The sequence below is a fragment of the Sphingobium sp. 22B genome (assembly GCF_001580035.1).
GTDB lineage: Bacteria > Pseudomonadota > Alphaproteobacteria > Sphingomonadales > Sphingomonadaceae > Sphingobium > Sphingobium fuliginis.
In genome coordinates this window covers 62,672-81,863 of sequence record NZ_LTAB01000012.1, presented here as the reverse complement: position 1 = coordinate 81,863, position 19,192 = coordinate 62,672, and the positions used below count along the sequence as shown (strand labels likewise).

At 66.2% G+C, this 19,192-nt stretch carries 17 protein-coding genes; 10 read left to right on the top strand and 7 right to left on the bottom strand.

Going from position 1 to position 19,192, the window contains the following annotated elements:
- Positions 1-4: 4 nt before the first annotated feature.
- Positions 5-1,261 carry a murein transglycosylase A gene (locus A0J57_RS12945; RefSeq protein WP_061936469.1) on the bottom strand — a complete coding sequence of 419 codons (1,257 nt, stop codon included), beginning with the start codon at positions 1,259-1,261 and terminating at the stop codon, positions 5-7.
- Entirely contained in the window at positions 1,258-1,914 is a 657-nt protein-coding gene (locus A0J57_RS12940) for a Tim44/TimA family putative adaptor protein (RefSeq protein ID WP_044661622.1), read from the bottom strand. The genes A0J57_RS12945 and A0J57_RS12940 overlap by 4 nt, the downstream gene beginning before the upstream one ends.
- A gap of 188 nt (positions 1,915-2,102) precedes the next feature.
- On the opposite strand from A0J57_RS12940, the gene secB reads away from it, so the two are divergent.
- The 4 genes from secB to A0J57_RS12920 all read left to right on the top strand — a co-directional run bounded on the left by secB (position 2,103) and on the right by A0J57_RS12920 (position 6,169).
- On the top strand, positions 2,103-2,600 hold the full coding sequence (gene secB, locus A0J57_RS12935) for a protein-export chaperone SecB (protein WP_025551907.1): 498 nt from the start codon (positions 2,103-2,105) through the stop codon (positions 2,598-2,600).
- A gap of 121 nt (positions 2,601-2,721) precedes the next feature.
- Positions 2,722-4,311, top strand: coding sequence for a murein biosynthesis integral membrane protein MurJ (gene murJ / locus A0J57_RS12930; RefSeq protein WP_061936465.1), 1,590 nt, complete (start codon positions 2,722-2,724; stop codon positions 4,309-4,311).
- Positions 4,312-4,315: 4 nt separating this feature from the next.
- A complete protein-coding gene (gene trpS, locus A0J57_RS12925) occupies positions 4,316-5,320 on the top strand; it encodes a tryptophan--tRNA ligase (protein ID WP_048577020.1) in 1,005 nt (334 codons plus the stop codon).
- Between the two features lie 198 nt (positions 5,321-5,518).
- Positions 5,519-6,169, top strand: coding sequence for a DUF4136 domain-containing protein (locus A0J57_RS12920; protein ID WP_025551911.1), 651 nt, complete (start codon positions 5,519-5,521; stop codon positions 6,167-6,169).
- Positions 6,170-6,323: 154 nt separating this feature from the next.
- On the opposite strand, the gene A0J57_RS12915 is transcribed toward A0J57_RS12920, so the two are convergent.
- Both A0J57_RS12915 and A0J57_RS12910 read right to left on the bottom strand, forming a co-directional pair.
- Positions 6,324-6,809 carry a hypothetical protein gene (locus tag A0J57_RS12915; RefSeq protein ID WP_061936462.1) on the bottom strand — a complete coding sequence of 162 codons (486 nt, stop codon included), beginning with the start codon at positions 6,807-6,809 and terminating at the stop codon, positions 6,324-6,326.
- The gene (locus tag A0J57_RS12910) at positions 6,806-7,276 is read right to left on the bottom strand and encodes a copper chaperone PCu(A)C (protein WP_025551915.1); all 471 of its coding nucleotides are present in this window, start codon (positions 7,274-7,276) and stop codon (positions 6,806-6,808) included. Before A0J57_RS12910 ends, A0J57_RS12915 begins: the two co-directional genes overlap by 4 nt.
- A gap of 177 nt (positions 7,277-7,453) precedes the next feature.
- On the opposite strand from A0J57_RS12910, the gene dnaK reads away from it, so the two are divergent.
- Both dnaK and dnaJ read left to right on the top strand, forming a co-directional pair.
- A complete protein-coding gene (gene dnaK / locus A0J57_RS12905) occupies positions 7,454-9,352 on the top strand; it encodes a molecular chaperone DnaK (protein ID WP_025551917.1) in 1,899 nt (632 codons plus the stop codon).
- Positions 9,353-9,415: 63 nt separating this feature from the next.
- Positions 9,416-10,543, top strand: a complete 1,128-nt coding sequence (gene dnaJ / locus A0J57_RS12900; RefSeq protein ID WP_061936458.1) for a molecular chaperone DnaJ — start codon at positions 9,416-9,418, stop codon at positions 10,541-10,543.
- Positions 10,544-10,643: 100 nt separating this feature from the next.
- Here dnaJ and A0J57_RS12895 read toward each other — a convergent pair whose 3' ends face one another.
- Positions 10,644-11,939: an amino acid permease gene (locus A0J57_RS12895; RefSeq protein WP_061936455.1), complete on the bottom strand. Its 1,296-nt coding sequence runs from the start codon at positions 11,937-11,939 to the stop codon at positions 10,644-10,646.
- A gap of 367 nt (positions 11,940-12,306) precedes the next feature.
- Between A0J57_RS12895 and A0J57_RS26610 the strand changes: the two genes are divergently transcribed.
- Complete coding sequence (locus A0J57_RS26610) at positions 12,307-12,453, top strand: hypothetical protein (RefSeq protein ID WP_173664355.1); 147 nt, start codon at positions 12,307-12,309, stop codon at positions 12,451-12,453.
- A 58-nt stretch (positions 12,454-12,511) separates the two neighbouring features.
- On the opposite strand, the gene A0J57_RS12890 is transcribed toward A0J57_RS26610, so the two are convergent.
- Together A0J57_RS12890 and A0J57_RS12885 are read right to left on the bottom strand one after the other, a co-directional pair.
- The gene (locus tag A0J57_RS12890) at positions 12,512-14,314 is read right to left on the bottom strand and encodes an acyl-CoA dehydrogenase C-terminal domain-containing protein (RefSeq protein ID WP_044661630.1); all 1,803 of its coding nucleotides are present in this window, start codon (positions 14,312-14,314) and stop codon (positions 12,512-12,514) included.
- Between the two features lie 34 nt (positions 14,315-14,348).
- A complete protein-coding gene (locus A0J57_RS12885; RefSeq protein WP_025548781.1) occupies positions 14,349-14,756 on the bottom strand; it encodes a MerR family DNA-binding transcriptional regulator in 408 nt (135 codons plus the stop codon).
- A 105-nt stretch (positions 14,757-14,861) separates the two neighbouring features.
- Here A0J57_RS12885 and A0J57_RS12880 point away from each other — a divergent pair, with 105 nt between their 5' ends.
- The 3 genes from A0J57_RS12880 (at position 14,862) to A0J57_RS12870 (ending at position 19,159) form a co-directional block, all read left to right on the top strand.
- Entirely contained in the window at positions 14,862-15,278 is a 417-nt protein-coding gene (locus A0J57_RS12880; protein WP_061936452.1) for a hypothetical protein, read from the top strand.
- 44 nt (positions 15,279-15,322) lie between these two features.
- Positions 15,323-17,359: a TonB-dependent receptor gene (locus A0J57_RS12875; protein ID WP_061936450.1), complete on the top strand. Its 2,037-nt coding sequence runs from the start codon at positions 15,323-15,325 to the stop codon at positions 17,357-17,359.
- 177 nt (positions 17,360-17,536) lie between these two features.
- Positions 17,537-19,159: an NAD(P)/FAD-dependent oxidoreductase gene (locus tag A0J57_RS12870; RefSeq protein WP_061936447.1), complete on the top strand. Its 1,623-nt coding sequence runs from the start codon at positions 17,537-17,539 to the stop codon at positions 19,157-19,159.
- Positions 19,160-19,192 lie beyond the last annotated feature (33 nt).

Genomic DNA, 19,192 nt, shown 5'->3' with positions numbered 1-19,192 from the left:
GATGTCAGGGCTGCTGACCCAGGCGCGCCGCCGACCCGAGCGGCAGCAGGATCAGTGCGCTGCCCCGCGCCGACATGCCGCCCGCGATGCTGCGCGCATTGCTGCCGGCGCCCCAGAAGCTGTCGAAGCGGTTTGCGCCCTTGATCGCGCCGCCGGTATCCTGCGCGATCCAGATGCCATTGGGTTCCGCCCGGTCCAGCGAGAGCAGCACCGGCGCGCCCAGCGGCACATAGCGGGGATCGGCCGCCACCGTCGCTTCGGGCGTCACGGCGACGCCCATCGCGCCCAGCGGGCCGGCGCCGGTCAGTTCCCGGAAGAAGACGAAGCTCTTGTTCTCGTTCATGATCGCCGCGCCCTCGGCCGGATGGGCGCGCAGATATTGCATGATGTCCTGCATCGACCCGGCCTGGATGAGGCCGCGATCCTTCATCAGCTTGCCGATGCCGGTATAGTCGCGGCCATTCTGCCCGTCATAGCCGATCCGCATCACGCCGCCGTCGGGCAGCAGCAGGCGGCCGCTGCCCTGCACCTGGAGGAAGAAGAATTCCACCGGATCGGCGGCCCATGCCAGTTCCAGCCCCTTGCCGGCGAGCGACCCCGAAACGATCTGCGACCGTTCGTCGAACGGCACCAGATTGCTGCCGTCCACCTTGCCGCGAATGGTCCTGCCCTTCAGGCTGTCGCTGAACTGGCCCAGATTGACGTCGATCAGGGTGGGCGGGCGGCGGTAGATCGGCACCTCGTAACCGGGCTGCCGCGTGCGCGACCCCGCGATCTCCGGCTCATAATAGCCGGTGACGAAGGCCTTTCCGTCGCCCACCTGCACCGCTTCGAAATAGCGGGCGAAAAATTCGCCGGCCGACGCCTCCGGCCAGCTAGACGCGGCGGCGCAGGCGCTGTTCCAGTCCGTGCCGCGCGTCAGTCCGCTCTGGTCGCCCCGCCGCATCAGCGAAGGGCAGGAGAGGCGGAACGCCTGCAACGCCTTGCGCGAACGCTCGCCCGACGGAATGAGGTCGGTGATGGCCGGGCCGGGGGCGATTCCGGCGCTGACGGCATTGGCTGTATCGGCCGGCGCGCTCGCGGGAGGCGTGACCGCCACGGGCGGACGGGGAGTGGCGGGAACGGGGCGGGTTGCGGTCTCACCGCCGCGAGGCGGCCTTGAGGGCGCAGGCCCACCCGCGCCGGGCGGAATCACGCCGCCGGCGCAAGCGGACAGCAGCAAAGCCGCGGCCAGCGCGCCCCACGACTGACGAAGGCTCATGCCGCCTCGTCGGTCTCGCTGAGCTTCCAGTTGGGATCGGTGCTGCGCAGGTCGCGCGTGAAGGTCCAGATGTCGTTGGTGCCGACAGCGTCGGTCAGCGAACCGGCGACGACATTGCCGTCGCGGTCGCGGGTGACGGCGGCGATGTCCGCCTCGAAACGCAGGGAAATCTCCGCCATGCGGCCAGTGACGCCCGCATCGACGATCTGCACCTTTTCCATGCGGACCAGGCGGTTGTCGAGGACATGGCCCTCCGCCTCCCGCGCCGCGATCGCTTCCTCGAAGGAGGCGAGAACATCGGCATCGCAAAGCCATTCCAGTTCCTGCCGGTCGCCGCGCCAGAACGCCTCCAGCACCATCTTGTAGGCGGCCTTGGCGCCCTCCACGAACTGGGGCACGTCGAAGCTGCGGTCGGCCGCGATCAGCGCGCGGACACCCGCTTCGCCGCCGGGAGCGATCAGCCCGTCCGACAGCCGCACCGAATCGCCCGCCATTTCCGGAACCGGGCGCGGCTGCACGATCGTCACCTTGGCGCGTTCCTCCGCCGGGCGAAGCGCAGGCTCCTGCTCATGCCCGGTCCGCTTGCCGAGCACCGAATAAAGCCGCAACGCCAGAAAGCCGGCAATCATGGCGAGGATGACGATCACATACACGGGGTCAGGCACCCTTTGGACTGAATCTGAAACTGTAACGCAACCAACATAGGCATGTTTCCCCGCATATTCAAATGGCCGCTTTTCATGTGCCGCATTGCCCCCTCCTGCCGCCCCTGCTAAGCGCGCGGATCGACATGCGCGGACATTCCGCCCGCCAGGCAAACCTTAAAAACCAGGGAAATGAGATGGCCGAGGAAGCCGATACCATTCAGACCACCGGCAATGGCGCCGACAATGGCCCCCAGATCGCGCTGATCAGCCAATATGTGAAGGACATGTCCTTCGAAAACCCCAATGCGCCCGCCGTCTATCAGTGGCAGGACCAGCCGCAGATCGACGTGCAGTTCAACATCGGCGCCGACAAGGTGGGCGAGGAAGTCGTCGAAGTATCCCTGAAGATCGAGGTCAAGGCCACCGCGCCGCAGGGCACCGCCTTTGCCGTGGAACTGGTCTATGCCGCGATCTTCGGCATGCGGAACGTGCCCGAGGACCAGATGCAGCCCTTCATGCTGGCCGAAGCGCCGCGCCTTCTCTTCCCCTTCGCCCGCCGCGTGCTGGCCGACGCGATCCGCGACGGGGGCTTCCCGCCGCTGCTGCTCGATCCCATCGATTTCGGCGGCCTCTATGTCCAGCAGGCGCAGGCCATGGCGCAGACCGCAGGCGAGCCGGCCGGCCACGCCTGAGTCCGGGAATGATCCATCCCCCCGTTCGGGCTGAGCGTGTCGAAGCCCGCCACTTTCTTCCGATGAAGAAGAAGTGCAGCCCTTCGACAAGCCAAGGGCGAACGGGAGGAGGGGTTTTGCCATGAAACTCGCCAGGGCCCTTGGTTCCGTGGGCGGGCTGACGCTCGCCAGCCGGGTGCTGGCCCTTGTCCGCGATTCGCTGGCGGCGCGCTATGTCGGCGCGGGATTCGCGTCGGACGCCTTCAACGGCGTCGCCTTCCGCCTGCCCAACATGTTCCGCGCCCTCTTTGCCGAGGGCGCCTTTTCCGCCGCCTTCATCCCCATGTTCAACCGCAAGGCGGCGGGGCCGGGTGGGGTCGCGGACGGCTATCGCTTCGCTGAGCGGGCGCTGGCCGTGCTGCTGCCGGTGCTGGTCGCCTTCACCGCGCTGCTGATCGCGGCGGCCTGGCCGATCACATGGGCGCTCTCCGGCGGCTTCTCCCGCCAGAACCCGACGCCGGAGCAATTCGCCTTCGCGGTGACGCTCTCGCGGATCACCTTGCCCTATCTGGCGCTGATCAGCCTTGCCTCCCTGCTGGGCGGCATATTGAATTCGCTCGACAAATTCTGGGTGAATGCCGCCGCGCCGATCCTGCTCAACATCGCCATGATCGCGGGGCTGTGGCTGTTCCACGGCGCCGACGAATATGAAACCGCGCGGGTGCAGGCGATTTCCGTCACCGTGGGCGGGGCGCTGCAATTGCTGTGGCTGATCTGGGCCTGCCGCCGGGCGGGCGTGTCGATGAGGCTGAAGCGCCCGCGACTGGACGCGGATGTGAAGGAACTGCTCCGCCTGATCGTGCCGGCGGCGGCGGGGGCCGGGGCTTCGCAGATCAACCTGCTGATCTCCACCGCCCTGTCCGGCTGGCTGCTCGCCTCAGGCTCCATCACCTATATCTATTATGCCGACCGGCTGAACCAGTTGCCGCTGGGGCTGATCGGGATCGGCCTTGGCACCATATTGCTGCCGACCATTTCCCGCCTGCTGTCGACGGGCCAGGAGCAGGTGGCCATGGACACGCAGAACCGCGGCATCGAACTGGCGCTGTTCCTGACCCTGCCCGCGACCGTCGCCTTCATCACCGTGGCGGAACCGATCGTGCGGGGCCTGTTCCAATATGGCCGCTTCACCGCGCTGGATGCCGAACGCTGCGGCTGGGCGCTGTCCGCCTTTTCCATCGGCCTGCCATCCTATGTCCTCGTGAAGGTGCTGACGCCCGGCTATTATGCGCGCGGGGACACCAGGACGCCGGTCCGCTATGCGATGCTGTCGATCCTCATCAACATCGTCGGGAACATCGTCCTGATCCCGCTGCTGGGCCATGTCGGGCCGCCGCTGGCGACGGCGCTGTCCTCCACCGTCAATGTGGCGATGCTCTATTCGACGCTGGTGAAGCGCGGCCATTTCGCCGCCGACGGGCAGTTGCGGCGGCGCCTGCCCCGCCTCGCCGTGGCGGCGGTCGTGATGGGCGGGGCGCTCTATGCCGGCGAAGGGCTGCTCGATCCATGGCTCGGCGGGGTGATGGTCCAGCGTTATGTGGCGCTGGCGGTGCTTGTCGGCGCGGGAATCGCGCTGTACGGGGTGGCCTGCTTCCTTACGGGCGCCTATCGGCTCTCGGACCTGAAGGCGCTGATGCGGCGCAAAAGTGCAACCAAGACAGAGAACGGATAGAAGAATGCGCGTCCTTTCCGGCATCCAGCCGACCGGCAATCTGCACCTGGGCAATTATCTGGGCGCGATCCGCAACTGGGTGCGGATGCAGGACGAGATGGACAGCGGGAGCCAGTGCTTCTTCTTCCTGGCCGACATGCATTCGATCACCGTGCATGAAGGGCGCGAACAGCGTATCCGCAATGTCCGCGACATGGCCGCCGCGCTGGTCGCCGCCGGGATCGACCCGGACCGCTCCGTCCTCTTCAACCAGGCGCGGGTGCCCGCCCATGCGGAACTGTGCTGGCTGCTGAACGGCACGGCGCGGATCGGTTGGCTCAACCGCATGACCCAGTTCAAGGACAAGGTGGGCAAGGACCGCGAGGGCGCCTCCATCGGCCTGTTCGTCTATCCGGTGCTCCAGGCGGCGGACATCCTGGTCTACAACGCCACCCATGTGCCGGTGGGCGAGGACCAGAAGCAGCATCTGGAGCTGGCCCGCGACATCGCGACCAAGTTCAACACCGATTTCGGCGTGGAGCTGTTCACCCTGCCCGATCCGATCATCCCCAGGGAATCGGCGCGCATCATGTCGCTGCGCGACGGCACGGCGAAGATGTCCAAGTCCGACCCGTCCGACATGAGCCGCATCAACCTGACCGACGATGACGATGCGATCATGCAGAAGGTGAAGAAGGCCAAGACCGATCCCGAACCGCTGCCGGACAATGCCGGGGGGCTGGCCGGACGTCCGGAGGCGAACAATCTTCTCGGCATCCATGCGACGCTGTCGGGCATGAGCGTGGACGCGGTCTGTGCCGAATTCGCCGGCAAGGGCTTCGGCGCGTTCAAGCCGGCCCTGGGCGAACTGCTGGTGGAAACGCTCCGCCCCATCCGTGCGCGGTTCATGGAATTGCGCACCGACGACGCCGCGCTGGACGCCATCCTCGAAAAGGGGGCGGCCAAGGCGTCGGCGGCGGCCGCGCCCACTTTGCGGGCGGCCTATGACGCGATGGGACTGATGCGCTGATGCCGCAGGGGTCGCCAAAGCGGCGGCCCTTTCCGGTTCGTGACGGAATAATCCATGCCGCGGCGTCGTACGGATGGCAGGACATGGTTTGCGCCCGTTCGCCCGTTACGTGCGTTCAAACGATGTTCAGTTGCGTTTTGCCATGGCAGGACGCAAGATGTTTGGCAGGCGAAGTGCCTGGTACAGGACGCAAGAAAAATGACCCGTTTCAAAAAGATCGGCTTCCTCGCGGCGCCCGCTTTGGCGCTTGTGGCGCTGTCAGGCTGCGCGAGTTCCTTCAAGGCGGATGTGGCGCGCTTTCAGCAGCTTCCCGCACCCGCCGGCCAGAGCTTCACCGTTGTCGCGGACGATCCGCGCCTGGCGGGCGGGCTTGAATTTTCGCATTATGCGGACCTCGTCAGCCAGCGTCTGACCCAGACCGGCTATGTCGCCGCCGGCGATCCCGCGCGGGCCGACCTGATCGTGCGCGTGGCCTATGGCGTCGACAATGGGCGCGAAAAGGTGCGATCGACCGGATTCGGCAATCCCGACCCGTTCTTCTACGGCGGTTGGGGCTGGCGGGGCCGCTGGGGCCGCCCCTGGGGCTATGGCTTCTATGACCCGTGGCTGTTCGGGCCCGGCGGTTATAATGACGTGACCAGCTACACCGTCTATACCGGCGACCTCAGCATGAAGATCGACCGCGCCGCCGACAATCGCCGCCTGTTCGAGGGCAAGGCGCAGGCCCAGTCGCTTTCCAACAAGCTGACCTATCTGGTGCCGAACCTGATCGATGCGATGTTCACCGGCTTTCCCGGCCAGAATGGCGAGAATGTGAAGATCACGCTGCCGCCCGAGAAGAAGGGCTGAGCGGCTTTCCTCAGGGCGGCTCCCAGCCATGCCCCTTTGCCCGGCGGTCGAGGATCGCCGGGCTTTTCTTCTGGAAAGCGCGAGGGTCGCCGGGCGGTCCATCGCACCGGGCCGCCCGTCTCGCTGGAGCGCCTTCGCCGGAACATGGCGCGAATCACGGTCCGTCGTCGACCCCTTGCCTGCCGGCGAAGGGCAGCAGCGCCTCATAGACCGGAAGCGGCGGCTTGCCGTGCACGGGAACCCCGCGGCGCAACAGGAACGCATGCCGCACGATCTCCGCCTGCTGCTCCAGGCCATAGCGGCGGAACGGCTTTCCCGGCACGATCTCATAGCCGTAGCGGCAGAAGGGATGGCGCATCAGCGGCAGATACCATCTGCCGCCCCGCTGCGCCTGCCAGACATGGGTCATTTCATGGATGAAATGTCCCTGGACGTGCAGGGGGCTGTCGCAGAAATCAGGGCAGAACAGGCCGCTTTCCGGATGAAACCAGAGGTCGCCGTCGGGCGCCATGGTGACTTGCCGCGGCTGGAACGGCCACCATTTGCGATCATGCACCCGCACCCGCCGATAATCGATGGCGGCGGCGAACACCGACCGGGCCAGGGCGGTTTCAGCCTCGGTCAGCGGACGTCCGGTCAATGCGCCTCATGCTCCTTTTGCGGGGGAACGGGAGCGGCGGCGCCGGGCTTCTGGATGATGGCGTCGACCAGCAGGCGGTCGCCATTGGCGAGCAGGAAAGTGAGCGTCATCCTGCCGCGGCCGATCGCCGTGTCGTTGACGCCCCAGAGCATCAGATGCTTGCCGCCCGGCGCGAAGGCGACCGTGGACCTGGCGGGGATGGGGACGCTGTCGAGCGGCTTCATCGTCATCCTGCCGCCCTCGCTCATGCTCTCGTGCATCTCCACCTTCAGCGCATAGTCGGTGAGCACGCCGCGCAGCGCCGTGTCCGCGTCGCCGCCATGGGCGATGAAATAGCCGGAGGACGGCATGTCCTTGTTGGGGCTGAGCCGCACCCAGGCCTGATCGACATAGGTGGGCGCGGGATCGCCGCACGCCGTGAGCGCAAGCGGGGCGGCAAGGGCGATTAGGGGGTAAAATGCGCGCATGGGCAAAGGCTTCCTCAATGTCCCGTTTCCGATCGTTTCCTGGAGGTAATCGTCACAGCTTCTTGTGCCAAGCGAAAGCACGCCTATATCCCTTGCGCAAACGCCCTTGCCTTGGCGCTTTCGTGAGGTATGGGGCCGTCAACCGCTGAATATGATTTGGGGTTCAAAGAGGACACAATGGCAAAAGTAATCGGTATCGACCTGGGCACCACCAACAGCTGTGTCGCTGTGATGGACGGCGGCAAGCCCAAGGTGATCGAAAATGCGGAAGGCGCGCGGACGACGCCCTCCATCGTCGCCTTCACCAAGGACGGCGAGCGCCTGATCGGCCAGCCTGCCAAGCGTCAGGCCGTGACCAATCCGGACAACACCATCTTCGCCGTGAAGCGCCTGATCGGCCGCCGCTTCGACGATCCGATGACCAAGAAGGACATGGAGCTGGTGCCCTACAGCATCGCCAAGGGTCCCAATGGCGACGCCTGGGTCAATGCCGGCGGCAAGGATTATTCGCCTTCGCAGATTTCCGCCTTCATCCTGCAGAAGATGAAGGAAACCGCCGAGAGCTATCTGGGCGAGACGGTGACGCAGGCGGTCATCACCGTGCCCGCCTATTTCAACGACGCCCAGCGTCAGGCGACCAAGGACGCCGGCCAGATCGCCGGTCTGGAAGTGCTGCGCATCATCAACGAGCCGACCGCGGCCGCGCTCGCCTACGGGCTGGAGAAGCAGGACGGCAAGACCATCGCGGTCTATGATCTTGGCGGCGGCACGTTCGACATCTCGATCCTGGAGATCGGCGACGGCGTGTTCGAGGTGAAGTCGACCAATGGCGATACCTTCCTGGGCGGCGAGGATTTCGACGCCAAGCTGGTGGAGTTCCTGGCTTCGGGCTTCCAGAAGGATGAGGGCATCGACCTCACCAAGGACAAGCTGGCTTTGCAGCGCCTGAAGGAAGCGGCGGAAAAGGCGAAGATCGAACTGTCCTCGGCCCAGTCGACCGAAGTCAACCTGCCCTTCATCACCGCTGACCAGAATGGGCCGAAGCATCTGGTCAAGACCATCACCCGCGCCGATCTGGAGCGGCTGGTGGCCGACCTCATCAAGCGGACGATGGAGCCTTGCAAGAAGGCGCTGGCCGACGCCGGCGTTTCCGCGAGCGAGATCAGCGAAGTGGTGCTGGTCGGCGGCATGACCCGCATGCCCAAGGTGCGCGAGGCCGTGAAGGAGTTCTTCGGCAAGGAACCGCATACCGGCGTGAACCCCGACGAAGTGGTCGCCATGGGCGCCGCCATTCAGGCGGGCGTGTTGCAGGGCGACGTCAAGGACGTGCTGCTGCTGGACGTCACTCCGCTGTCGCTGGGCATCGAGACGCTGGGCGGTGTGTTCACCCGCATGATCGACCGCAACACCACCATCCCTGCCAAGAAGAGCCAGGTCTATTCGACCGCCGACGACAATCAGCAGGCGGTGACGATCCGCGTGTTCCAGGGCGAGCGTGAGATGGCGGCGGACAACAAGCTGCTCGGCCAGTTCGATCTGGTCGGCATCCCGCCTGCGCCGCGCGGCGTGCCGCAGATCGAGGTGACGTTCGACATCGACGCCAACGGTCTGGTCAATGTCCATGCCAAGGACAAGGGCACGGGCAAGGAACAGCAGATCCGCATTCAGGCTTCGGGCGGCCTGTCGGACGCCGACATCGACCAGATGGTCAAGGATGCCGAGCGCTTTGCCGAGGAAGACAAGAAGAAGCGCGAGGCGGCCGAGGCGAAGAACAATGCCGAAAGCCTGATCCACACCACCGAGCAGCAGCTTTCCGAGCATGGCGACAAGGTCGATGCTGGCCTGAAGTCGGAGATCGAGACCGCGATCGCGGCCACCAAGTCTGCGGTCGAGGGCGGCGATGCGGAAGCCATGAAGGCGAAGGCGCAGGAACTCGCCACGGTCGCGATGAAGCTGGGGCAGGCCATTTACGAGAAGGAGCAGGCGGCTGCGGCTGCTCCGGGCGCGGACGCGCCGAAGGCGGATGACGATGTCGTCGATGCCGAATTCTCCGAAGTGGACGATAACAAGGCGTAAGCTGATGTGCTTGCCCCGTCAGGACTGTTATGGCCTTGATGGGGCAGGGACGCCGGGGGCGAGATGAGCACCGAAATCGACTATTACGAACTGCTCGAAGTCGAGCGCACGGCGGACGCCGCCACGATCAAAAGCGCCTATCGCAAGCTGGCGATGAAATATCACCCGGACAAGACCGGGGGCTGCACCGACAGCGAGGCCAAGTTCAAGGCCGTTTCGGAAGCCTATGAATGTTTGAAGGACCCGCAGAAGCGCGCGGCCTATGACCGGTTCGGCCATGCGGCGTTCCAGAATGGCGGCGGTTTCGGCGGCGGGCGCGGCGGCGCGGGCGGCTTTTCCGACCTGGGCGATATTTTCGAGACGATCTTCGGTCAGGCGGCGGGCGGCTTCGGCGGCGGGCGGCAGGCGCAGCGGCGCGGGGCGGACCTGCGCTACGACATGGAAATCACGCTGGACGACGCCTATCATGGCAAGAAGACCGAGATCGAGATCGAGGTTTCGGCCCCTTGCGAAAGCTGCGACGGCTCGGGCGCGCAGCCGGGCACCGGGGTCAAGAGTTGCGGCACCTGCCATGGCCATGGCCAGGTGCGGGCGCAGCAGGGCTTTTTCGTGGTCGAGCGGACCTGTCCGTCCTGCCATGGCGCGGGTCAGGTGATCGAAAGCCCCTGCCGTAGCTGCCGGGGCGAAGGGCGGGTGGACAAGCCCAAGACGCTTTCCGTCAACATCCCCGCCGGCGTCGACGAAGGCACGCGCATCCGCCTGTCGGGTGAGGGCGAGGCGGGGGCGCGGGGGGCTCCTGCGGGCGACCTCTATATCTTCCTGCATGTGAAGCGGCACTCGATCTTCGAGCGGGACGGGACGACCCTGTTCGCGCGCGCGCCGGTCAGCTTCACGACCGCCGCGCTGGGTGGGGTCATCGAGGTGCCGGGGCTGGATGGCCGGCGGCATGAGATCAAGATTCCGAGCGGCATCCAGTCGGGCAAGCAGATTCGCCAGCGCGGCGCGGGCATGCCTGTGCTGAACGGGCGTGGGCAGGGCGATCTGGTGATCCAGGTCGACGTCGAGACGCCGACCAAGCTGAGCGCCAAGCAGCGCGAACTGCTGGAAGCCTTTCGCGAGACGGAAACCGGCGAGGAATGCCCGCAATCGACCGGCTTCTTCAGCAAGCTCAAGGAATTGTGGGGGGACTGATTTTCCCTCCACCCTTCGGACGCCTTCCCTGCCTCCGTTCGCCCCGAACTGGTGGAGGGGCTTTTCTTTCTTCGAGGAGAAGGAAAGGGCTTCGACGGGCTCAGCCTGAATGGCGACAGGGCAGGGACTTTCGGTCCCGGCGCGCCCAGGCGTAAAAGGGAAATCCCCCCGCCATCAGCAGGAAGCTTGCTCCGCTGGGCACCAGCCCCGCGCCCCATAATGTCCAGAGCGCATAGCAGAGCCCCAGCAGAGCGGCGGGCACCGCCAGCTGGAACCTGAGCGCCGCCAGCGCGCAGCCGACATAGAGCCAGAGCGTGGCCGAGGTCGACAGCAGCGCCATCGCCGTGAACAGCGCGACCAGCCCCTGCAGGCTGTTGGCGATCAGCATCAGCGTTCCGAGCAGGCAGGACAGCAGCAGCGCGCGGACCGGCGTGCCGCGACCGTTGGTCCCGGCCAGCCAGCGCGGCAATTCGCCGCCCCGCGCCATGGCAAGCGGCACTTCACCCTGCAACAATGTCCAGCCATTGAGCGCCCCGAGGCAACTGATCGTGGCGAAGACCGCGATGAGTCCCGCCGGGCCGGGCGACCAGTAATGCGCGACGAAGGCGGCGAAGGGGGAGCCGGACCGGCTTTCCTCCGCCGGCAGGGTGAGAGCGATGCCGGAGCAGACCAGCAGGTAGATGAGGCCGGTGACTGCCGTGCCGATCAGCGTGGCGCGCGGGATTGTCCGGGCGGGATCGCGCACCTTGTCGGCGGCGACGCTGGCCGATTCGAAGCCGAGCAGCGCCCAGAGCGTCAGCGCGGCCGAGGCGGTGATGCCGGCGCTGGTGAAGCCTTGCGCGGGGAATGGCGCGACCTGCGCCCGGCCATGGCCCAAGGTCAGGGCGAGCAGGACGAAGACGACCGCGATCGGGATCAGCTTGATCGCGGTGGTGGCGAGTTGGGTCGCGCCCGCGGCGCGCGCGCCGACCAGGTTGATGCCGGTCGTCGCCCAGAGGAAACCGATGGAAAGGAGCGCCCCCATTCCGGGCCGGTGCAGCGCGGGCTGGATGCTGCTGAGATTGGCGGTGGCGGCGACGGCGATGGTGACATTGGTGAAGATCACCGAAATCCAGTATATCCACCCGATCGCGAAGCCGGCGGACGGGCCATAGGCGCGGGTGATGAACTGCGCCGTGCCGCCGGCGTCGGGCATCCGCACCGTCAGCCGGGCGATGACATAGGCAAGGAGGAGGGAGCCGGCGATGGTGAATATCCAGCCCGCCACCGCATCCCAGCCGAACGGCGCGAGCGAGGCGGGCAGCAGGAACACGCCGGACCCGATCATGTTGCCCATCACCAGCGCAATGCAGGCGGGCAGGCCGAGCGTGCGGCTTGCCGGCACTGGCCCGTTCACGAAGCGGCTCGCTGCATCATGTCCCGTTTGATGGGCCCATGCCGCGCCGTGCGCAATGGGTCAATGGTCGGTGGCGATGAAGGGGGGCGGTGGACGGTCCGTTGCGGGCGCTATGCGCGACGGGTGCCTGCGAAGGCAGGGCGCGGCTTTTCCGCCTGCGATGGATTGACTGGGACGGTTTGCCGAAAGCGGGAGCATCGGCCTGCAAGCGGGATCGCGCCGCTCAAAATCCAGCCATGATGCGCGCGGTCATGAGGATGAGCTTTCTGCAATCGCGTTCGAAGCCATTGCATTTGCGGATTTTTCCCGCTGACCTCAGATAGGCGTCGATGCTGCAACGCAGCAATCCTTTTATCAAGAGGTCGCCATGTTCTCCCTGTTGTCGCTATATTTCGCCTATCGCCGCGATGTCGTCATTGCCGAACGCTATGTCGCCGGACTGGCCAGGGCCGAAGCCCGCCCTGCCGCCCCGGCGGCGCGGCGTCCGGCCGAACGACTGTCCCTCGCCGCCTGAAACGCAGGGACGCTCCGCCCGGCTTGGGCCGGGTGGAGCGCCTTGCCTGCCCCGGCGGTCAGGCCGCCAGGAACATATCCGGGTCGAGCGCCATCAGGCTGTCGGCGCCGCCCTCGATCTTGCGGCGGAGCGCGCCGGCGTCGGGCATGATGCGTTCCGCGAAGAAGCGGGCGGTCACCAGCTTGGCTTCCAGGAATTTCGCGTCGCCTTCCCCCGCCGCGAGCAGGGCCGCCGCGGCCTTGCCCATGCGAAGCCACATCAGGCCGGTCGCGACGATGCCCAATATGTGCATATAGTGCACCGCCCCCGCCCCGGCATTGTCGGGGTTCTTCATCGCATTCTGCATCAGCCACATGGTCGCCGCGCCAAGCTGCCCGCTCGCCTTTTCCAGCGCCTCCGCAAGGCCGGCGAGCTTCTCGTCACCCTTGGCCTGCGCCACTTCATCCGCGACGATCTTCAGGAAGGCCTGAAGCGCGCGGCCGCCGTTCATCGGCAGCTTGCGCCCGACCAGATCCATCGCCTGCACGCCGTTGGTGCCTTCGTAGATCTGGGCGATGCGGACGTCGCGGACATATTGTTCGACGCCATTTTCCCAGATGTAGCCATGGCCGCCGAACACCTGCTGCGCCATGACGGTGACGTCGAAGCCCTTGTCCGTGCCATAGCCCTTGATCACGGGGGTCAGCAATTGCACCAGATCGTCGGCGGCCTGGCGTTCCTCTTCGGTGGCGGCCTGATGGGAAAGGTCGACCTGGAGCGCGCCCCATAGCATCAGCGCGCGCAGCCCTTCGGTCAGCGCCTTCGCCTCCATCAGCATGCGGCGGACGTCGGGATGGACGAACAGCGTGTCGGCCTTTTCCTCAAGGTCCCTGGGGCCGGTCAGGGCGCGGCCCTGACGGCGGTCATGGGCATAATGGGCGGCGTTCTGATAGGCGATCTCCGCCTGTCCCAGGCCCTGCAGGCCGACGCCCAGCCGCGCGGCGTTCATCATGATGAACATGGCGGCCAGACCCTTGTTCTCCTCGCCCACCAGCCATCCGGTGGCCCCGTCATAGTTCATGACGCAGGTGGCGTTGCCGTGAATGCCCATCTTGTGTTCGAGCGATCCGCAGGAGACCGCGTTGCGCTGCCCCAGCGATCCATCCTCGTTCACCAGCAACTTGGGCACCACGAACAGCGAAATGCCCTTGCTGCTGTCCGGCGCGCCGGGGGTCTTGGCGAGGACGAGGTGGATGATGTTTTCGGCAAGGTCATGCTCGCCCGCGGAAATGAAGATCTTGGTGCCGCTGATCGCGTAGCTGCCGTCGGCGTTCGGAACCGCCTTGGTCTTGATGAGGCCAAGGTCGGTGCCGGCATGCGGCTCCGTCAGGTTCATCGTCCCGGTCCATTTGCCCGACACCATATTGGGCAGATATTTCCGCTTCTGTTCCTCGCTGCCCTTGGCGAGCAGGGCGGCCACGGCCCCGCTGGTCAGGCCATGATACATTTCGAAGCTGTGATTGGCCGAGAGGATATATTCGCTGACCGCTGTGGCGACGACATGGGGCAGGCCCTGGCCGCCATATTCGGCGGGCGCGTGCAGCGTGGTCCAGCCGCCCTCGACATAGGCGTCATAGGCCGCCTTGAAGCCGGTCGGGGTGGTGACGCTGCCGTCGGGGTGGCGGGTGCAGCCTTCCCTGTCGCCCACGGCGTTCAGGGGGAAGAGGACTTCGGCGGCGATCCTGCCGCCTTCGGTCAGGATCGCGTCGACCAGATCCGCCGACGCATTTTCGAAGCCGGGGAGGTTGGTGTAGCGGTCCAGCCCCACGATGTGATCGAGCACGAAGCGGGTGTCGCGGACGGGGGCGGTATAGCTGGGCATGATCTTCTCCGGACGGTTCTGTTCTGGTGGGGGATTATCTGTCGAGGACGGTCACGAACTGCGAGAGTTCCGCTATGGCGGCGTCGATGTCGTCCTTCTGCCGCGTGAGCAGGTCGATGCGCGCCCTGCACTTTTCTATGGTGACGCGGCGCTGTTCCTCATGCTCCTCGTCGGCGTCATAGAGGTCGATCATCTCGCGTATGTCGGACAGGCTGAAGCCGACCCGCTTGCCGCGCAATATCCAGGCCAGGCGGGCGCGGTCGCGGCGCGAATAGATGCGGGCGAGGCCCTGCCGTTCCGGGGCGATCAGCCCTTCATCCTCGTAGAAGCGCAGCGCGCGGGCGGTGACGCCGAATTCTTCCGACAGGTCGGTGATGGTATAAGACTGCCGGTCGCTGTGATCGGGCAGTTCGATACCGGCGATACTGGTGTGTTTGTCCATGCCGGCTGATGTAACGGTGCTTTACGTTTACGTCAAGGTGAGTGTGCGGCCCCTGGCCCTTTTGTCCTAGTGACAGGGCGGGCCGTCGCCGCTAGGGCCTGGGCCATGATGGGGGCAGTCAGACGATCGGAATCGGCAAGGGGCCTGCTGGCTGCGCTGGCCCTGCTCGTCCTCGCGATCCAGCTTGTCGCGCCTTCGGGCTTCATGCCGGTGCGGACCGAACGGGGCGTCGTCGTGACGCTCTGCACCGGGGAGGGCGCGGTCAATGTCGTGGTCGACCGGGGCGCCTTCGACCGGCATGGCGAGTCGGGCCGGCATCGTCCGGACGACGGTGCGCCGGGGCAGCAGCATTGCCCCTTTGCCGCATCGGTGCAGCCGCTGGTTCCGCCGCTGGCTCTGGCCGACCTGCCCCTGCCCGCCTGGCAGCTTGGTTTCGGGCCCATTGCCTTCGCGCTCAAGATAGGGCTGATCGCGCGGCTGGCCGCGCCGCCGCCGCCCTCCTCGGGGCCGCCCGCCTTCTGAAAATCCGCCATTTTTCCGCGATTTTTCAGTAAGGTTATCATTTCATGCCAGTCTTTTCCGTTTCGCGCGGCGTCTCGCTGTGCGCGCTTGCCTGTTCCCTGTCCGCTCCCGCTTTGGCCGAGGAGGCCGAGCAGAGCCGGATCATCGTCACCGCCAGCCCCGTGGTGGAGGAAGCCGCGGCGAAAGTCGTCCGCACCCCCGGCGGCGTCGACGTGGTGTCGGCCGGGGATTTCGAGGACAGGCTCGCCATCTCCCTGCGCGATGCGCTGAGCTTCTCGCCCGGCGTCTACACCCAGCCGCGCTTCGGGCAGGAGGTGCGCATCTCCATTCGCGGGTCGGGCCTGTCGCGCGGCTATCATATGCGCGGGCTGACGCTGTTGCAGGATGGCATCCCGATCAACATGGCCGACGACAATGGCGACTTCCAGGAGCTGGACCCGCAGGTCTTCCAGCATCTGGAGGTCTATCGCGGCGGCAATGCGCTGCGGCTGGGCGGGTCGACGCTGGGCGGGGCGATCAATGCGGTGACGCCGACCGGGCGCACGGCGCCGGGCGTGAAGATGCGGGTCGACGGCGGGTCGTTCGACACGTTGCGGGCGAAGGCGGCCTATGGCCATGCCGACGCGCGGGGCGACGCCTGGGCCGCGGTGACCGCCGACCGGTCCGACGGCGACCGCGACCATGGACGGCGCAGGGCGCTGCGCTTCAACGGCAATGTCGGGCTGAAACTCAGTGAGCGGGTCGAAACGCGCTTCTATGCCAGCGTGCAGACGATCCGGCAGAAGTTGTCCGGCGCGCTTAATGAAAGCGACGCGCTGGATCATCCGGCGAAGGGCAATTTTACTGGCGATCAGGCGCGCAACATCGATTCGATCCGCTTGCAGAACCGCACCACGGTGGCGCTGGATGGCGGGGAGCTGGCGTTCGGCGTCTATTACAACGCCAAGGCGCTGGATCATCCGATCTATCAGGTCGTGGACCAGAAATCGGAGGATCGCGGGGTCTTTGCCAGCCTCGACCTGGCTGGTGACCTTGGCGGGATGCCGGTCGGGCTGACGCTGGGCACGCAGGCGCGTTTCGGGCAGGGCCGGTTCCGGCAGTTCGTCAATGTGAACGGCAGGGCGGGGGCGCCGACATCCTATCAGAAGGCGCGGGCGCAGACGATCAACAGCTATGGCGAGGCGCGGATCGCGCCGCTTGCAGGGCTCTGGCTGATCGCGGGCGGCATCTACACCCATGGCGAGCGGCGGCTGGACAACCGCTTCGCTCCGGCGCGGAGCGGGGATGCGTCCTTTGACGCCTTTGCGCCGAAATTCGGGCTGCTCGTGGAGCCGGCGCAGGCGGTGCAATTCTATGCGAACTACAGCCAGTCGGTGGAATTGCCGGGCTTTATCGAGCTTGGCCAGACGCAGTTCGATACGCTGGCCGTCGGCTTCGTCCCGCTCCAGCCGCAAAAGGCATGGACAGCGGAGATCGGCACTCGCGGGACGCTGGGCATGGCCCGTTGGGACATCAGCATCTACCGGGCCGATCTTCGCGGCGAGATGCTGCAATATGGCGCGGGCGACAGCGCCATTCCGGCGGCGACCTTCAATGCGGGCCGCACGCGCCATCAGGGCGTCGAGGCAGGACTGGACCTGACGCTGACGCCTTGGGCGACGCTGCGGCAAGTCTATCAATATAGCGATTTCCGCTTCCGGGGCGATGCGCAGTTCGGGAACAACCGCCTGCCGGTGGTGCCGCGCCATTTCTATCGGGCGGAACTGAAGCTGGGGACGGAGCGGCTGAGCATTTCGCCCGCCGTCGAGTGGCTGCCGCAGGGGGCTTGGGTCGACTATGCCAATACCAAGCGGGTGGGCGATTATGTGACCCTGAACCTCGGCGCGCAGGCGGAGGTCCGGAAGGGGCTGGCCCTGTTCCTCGATGCGCGCAACCTGACCGGCGAGCGGGCCGTGGGCGACATCAGCGCGGTGGTTCGCTATGTGCCGGACAATCCGGCGACTGTGGCGAATGAAGGCAGCGTCGCCTTTTATCCCATCGAACGGCGCGCCTTCTATGGCGGGGTGCGCGCCCGGTTCTAATTCAAGCGTCATTCCCGCGAAGGCGGGAAACGCAGTTCAGCAAAGCTAATCCATCTCCGACGCGGCATCCCGTCTATTCTTATGGGAGATGGGTTCCCGCCTTCGCGGGAACGACAATGGGAGAGATAATCTAAGGAGCACTGGAGCCGACTCGGTAATAGGTTTAGGGGCAGGCGGATGTTGCGCCTTTCCGGACTGAAACTGCCCCTCGACCATCCCGCCGGGGCGATGCCCGCCGCCATTTGCGAGCGGCTGGGCCTCGAACCGCAGGAATTGCTGGGCCATGTCGTCGTGCGCCGGGGCAATGATGCGCGGCGGAAGAATGCGATCCAGCTCGTCTATACCGTCGATGTCGAGCTGGCCGACGAGGCGGGCGTGCTGGCGCGCTTCGCGAAGGATCATGACGTCCGCCCGCGCCCGGACACCGGTTATAAATTCGTGGCCAGTGCGCCGCCGGGCTGGTCGGGCAAGCGCCCCGTCGTGATCGGCGCGGGGCCGTGCGGGCTGTTCGCCGGCCTCATCCTCGCGCAAATGGGCTTCCGGCCGATCATCCTCGACCGGGGCAAGGTGGTGCGGGAACGGACCAAGGATACCTGGGGCCTCTGGCGGCGGGCCGAACTCAACCCCGACAGCAATGTGCAGTTCGGAGAGGGCGGGGCCGGGACCTTTTCCGACGGCAAGCTTTATTGCCGCGTCAAGGACCCGCGCTTCCTGGGCCGCAAGGTGCTGGAGGAATTCGTCGCGGCCGGTGCGCCCGACGACATCCTGACCGAGGCGCATCCGCATATCGGCACCTTCCGGCTGGTTTCCATGGTGGAAGCGATGCGGCGGCAGATCGAGGGGCTGGGCGGCGAATATCGATGGCAGCACCGGGTCGACGAACTGGAGCTGGAGCGGCAGGCGGACGGCACGCACAAGCTGTGCGGGCTGCATCTGGCGGATGGCGGCTTCATCGAGGCGGACCATGTCGTGCTGGCGGTGGGCCACAGCGCCCGGCCCACCTTCGAGATGCTCCACCGCCGGGGCGTGCATATCGAGGCGAAGCCCTTTTCCATCGGCGTGCGGATCGAGCATCCGCAAAGCTGGATCGACCGGGCGCGCTACGGCAGTTGCGCGGGGCATCCGGTGCTGGGGGCGGCGGCCTACAGCCTGGCCCATCATTGCGCCAACGGGCGGACGGTCTACAGCTTCTGCATGTGCCCCGGCGGGCGGGTGGTGGCTGCGACGTCCGAGGAGGGGCGCGTCGTCACCAACGGCATGAGCCAATATTCGCGGGCCGAGTTCAACGCCAATTCAGGGCTGGTCGTCGGCATCGATCCGGAACGGGACTATCCCGGCGGGCCGCTGGCGGGGATCGAATTGCAGCGCCATTGGGAAAGCATGGCCTTCGTCGCGGGCGGCGAAAGCTATCATGCGCCGGGGCAGAAGGTGGGCGATTTCCTTGCCGGCCGCGCCTCGACCGGGTTGGGGGAGGTCGTCCCTTCCTACAAGCCGGGCGTGACCCTGACCGACCTGTCGCGCTGCCTTCCCGAATTCGTGCTGGAGGCGTTCCGCGAGGCGATCCCGGTCTTCGGCCGGCAGATCGCGCGCTACGACCATCCGGACGCGGTGATGACGGGGGTGGAGACGCGCACCTCCTCCCCCATCCGCATCACGCGGGGCAGGGATTTCCAGAGCCTGAATGTCGCCGGGCTTTATCCGGCGGGCGAGGGGGCAGGCTATGCGGGCGGCATCCTTTCCGCGGCCATCGACGGCATCAAGGTGGCGGAAGCGGTGGGGCTGGGCATCGCGGCGACTTGATGTCGCATCTTCCTGATTGCGCAGCCATGCGGG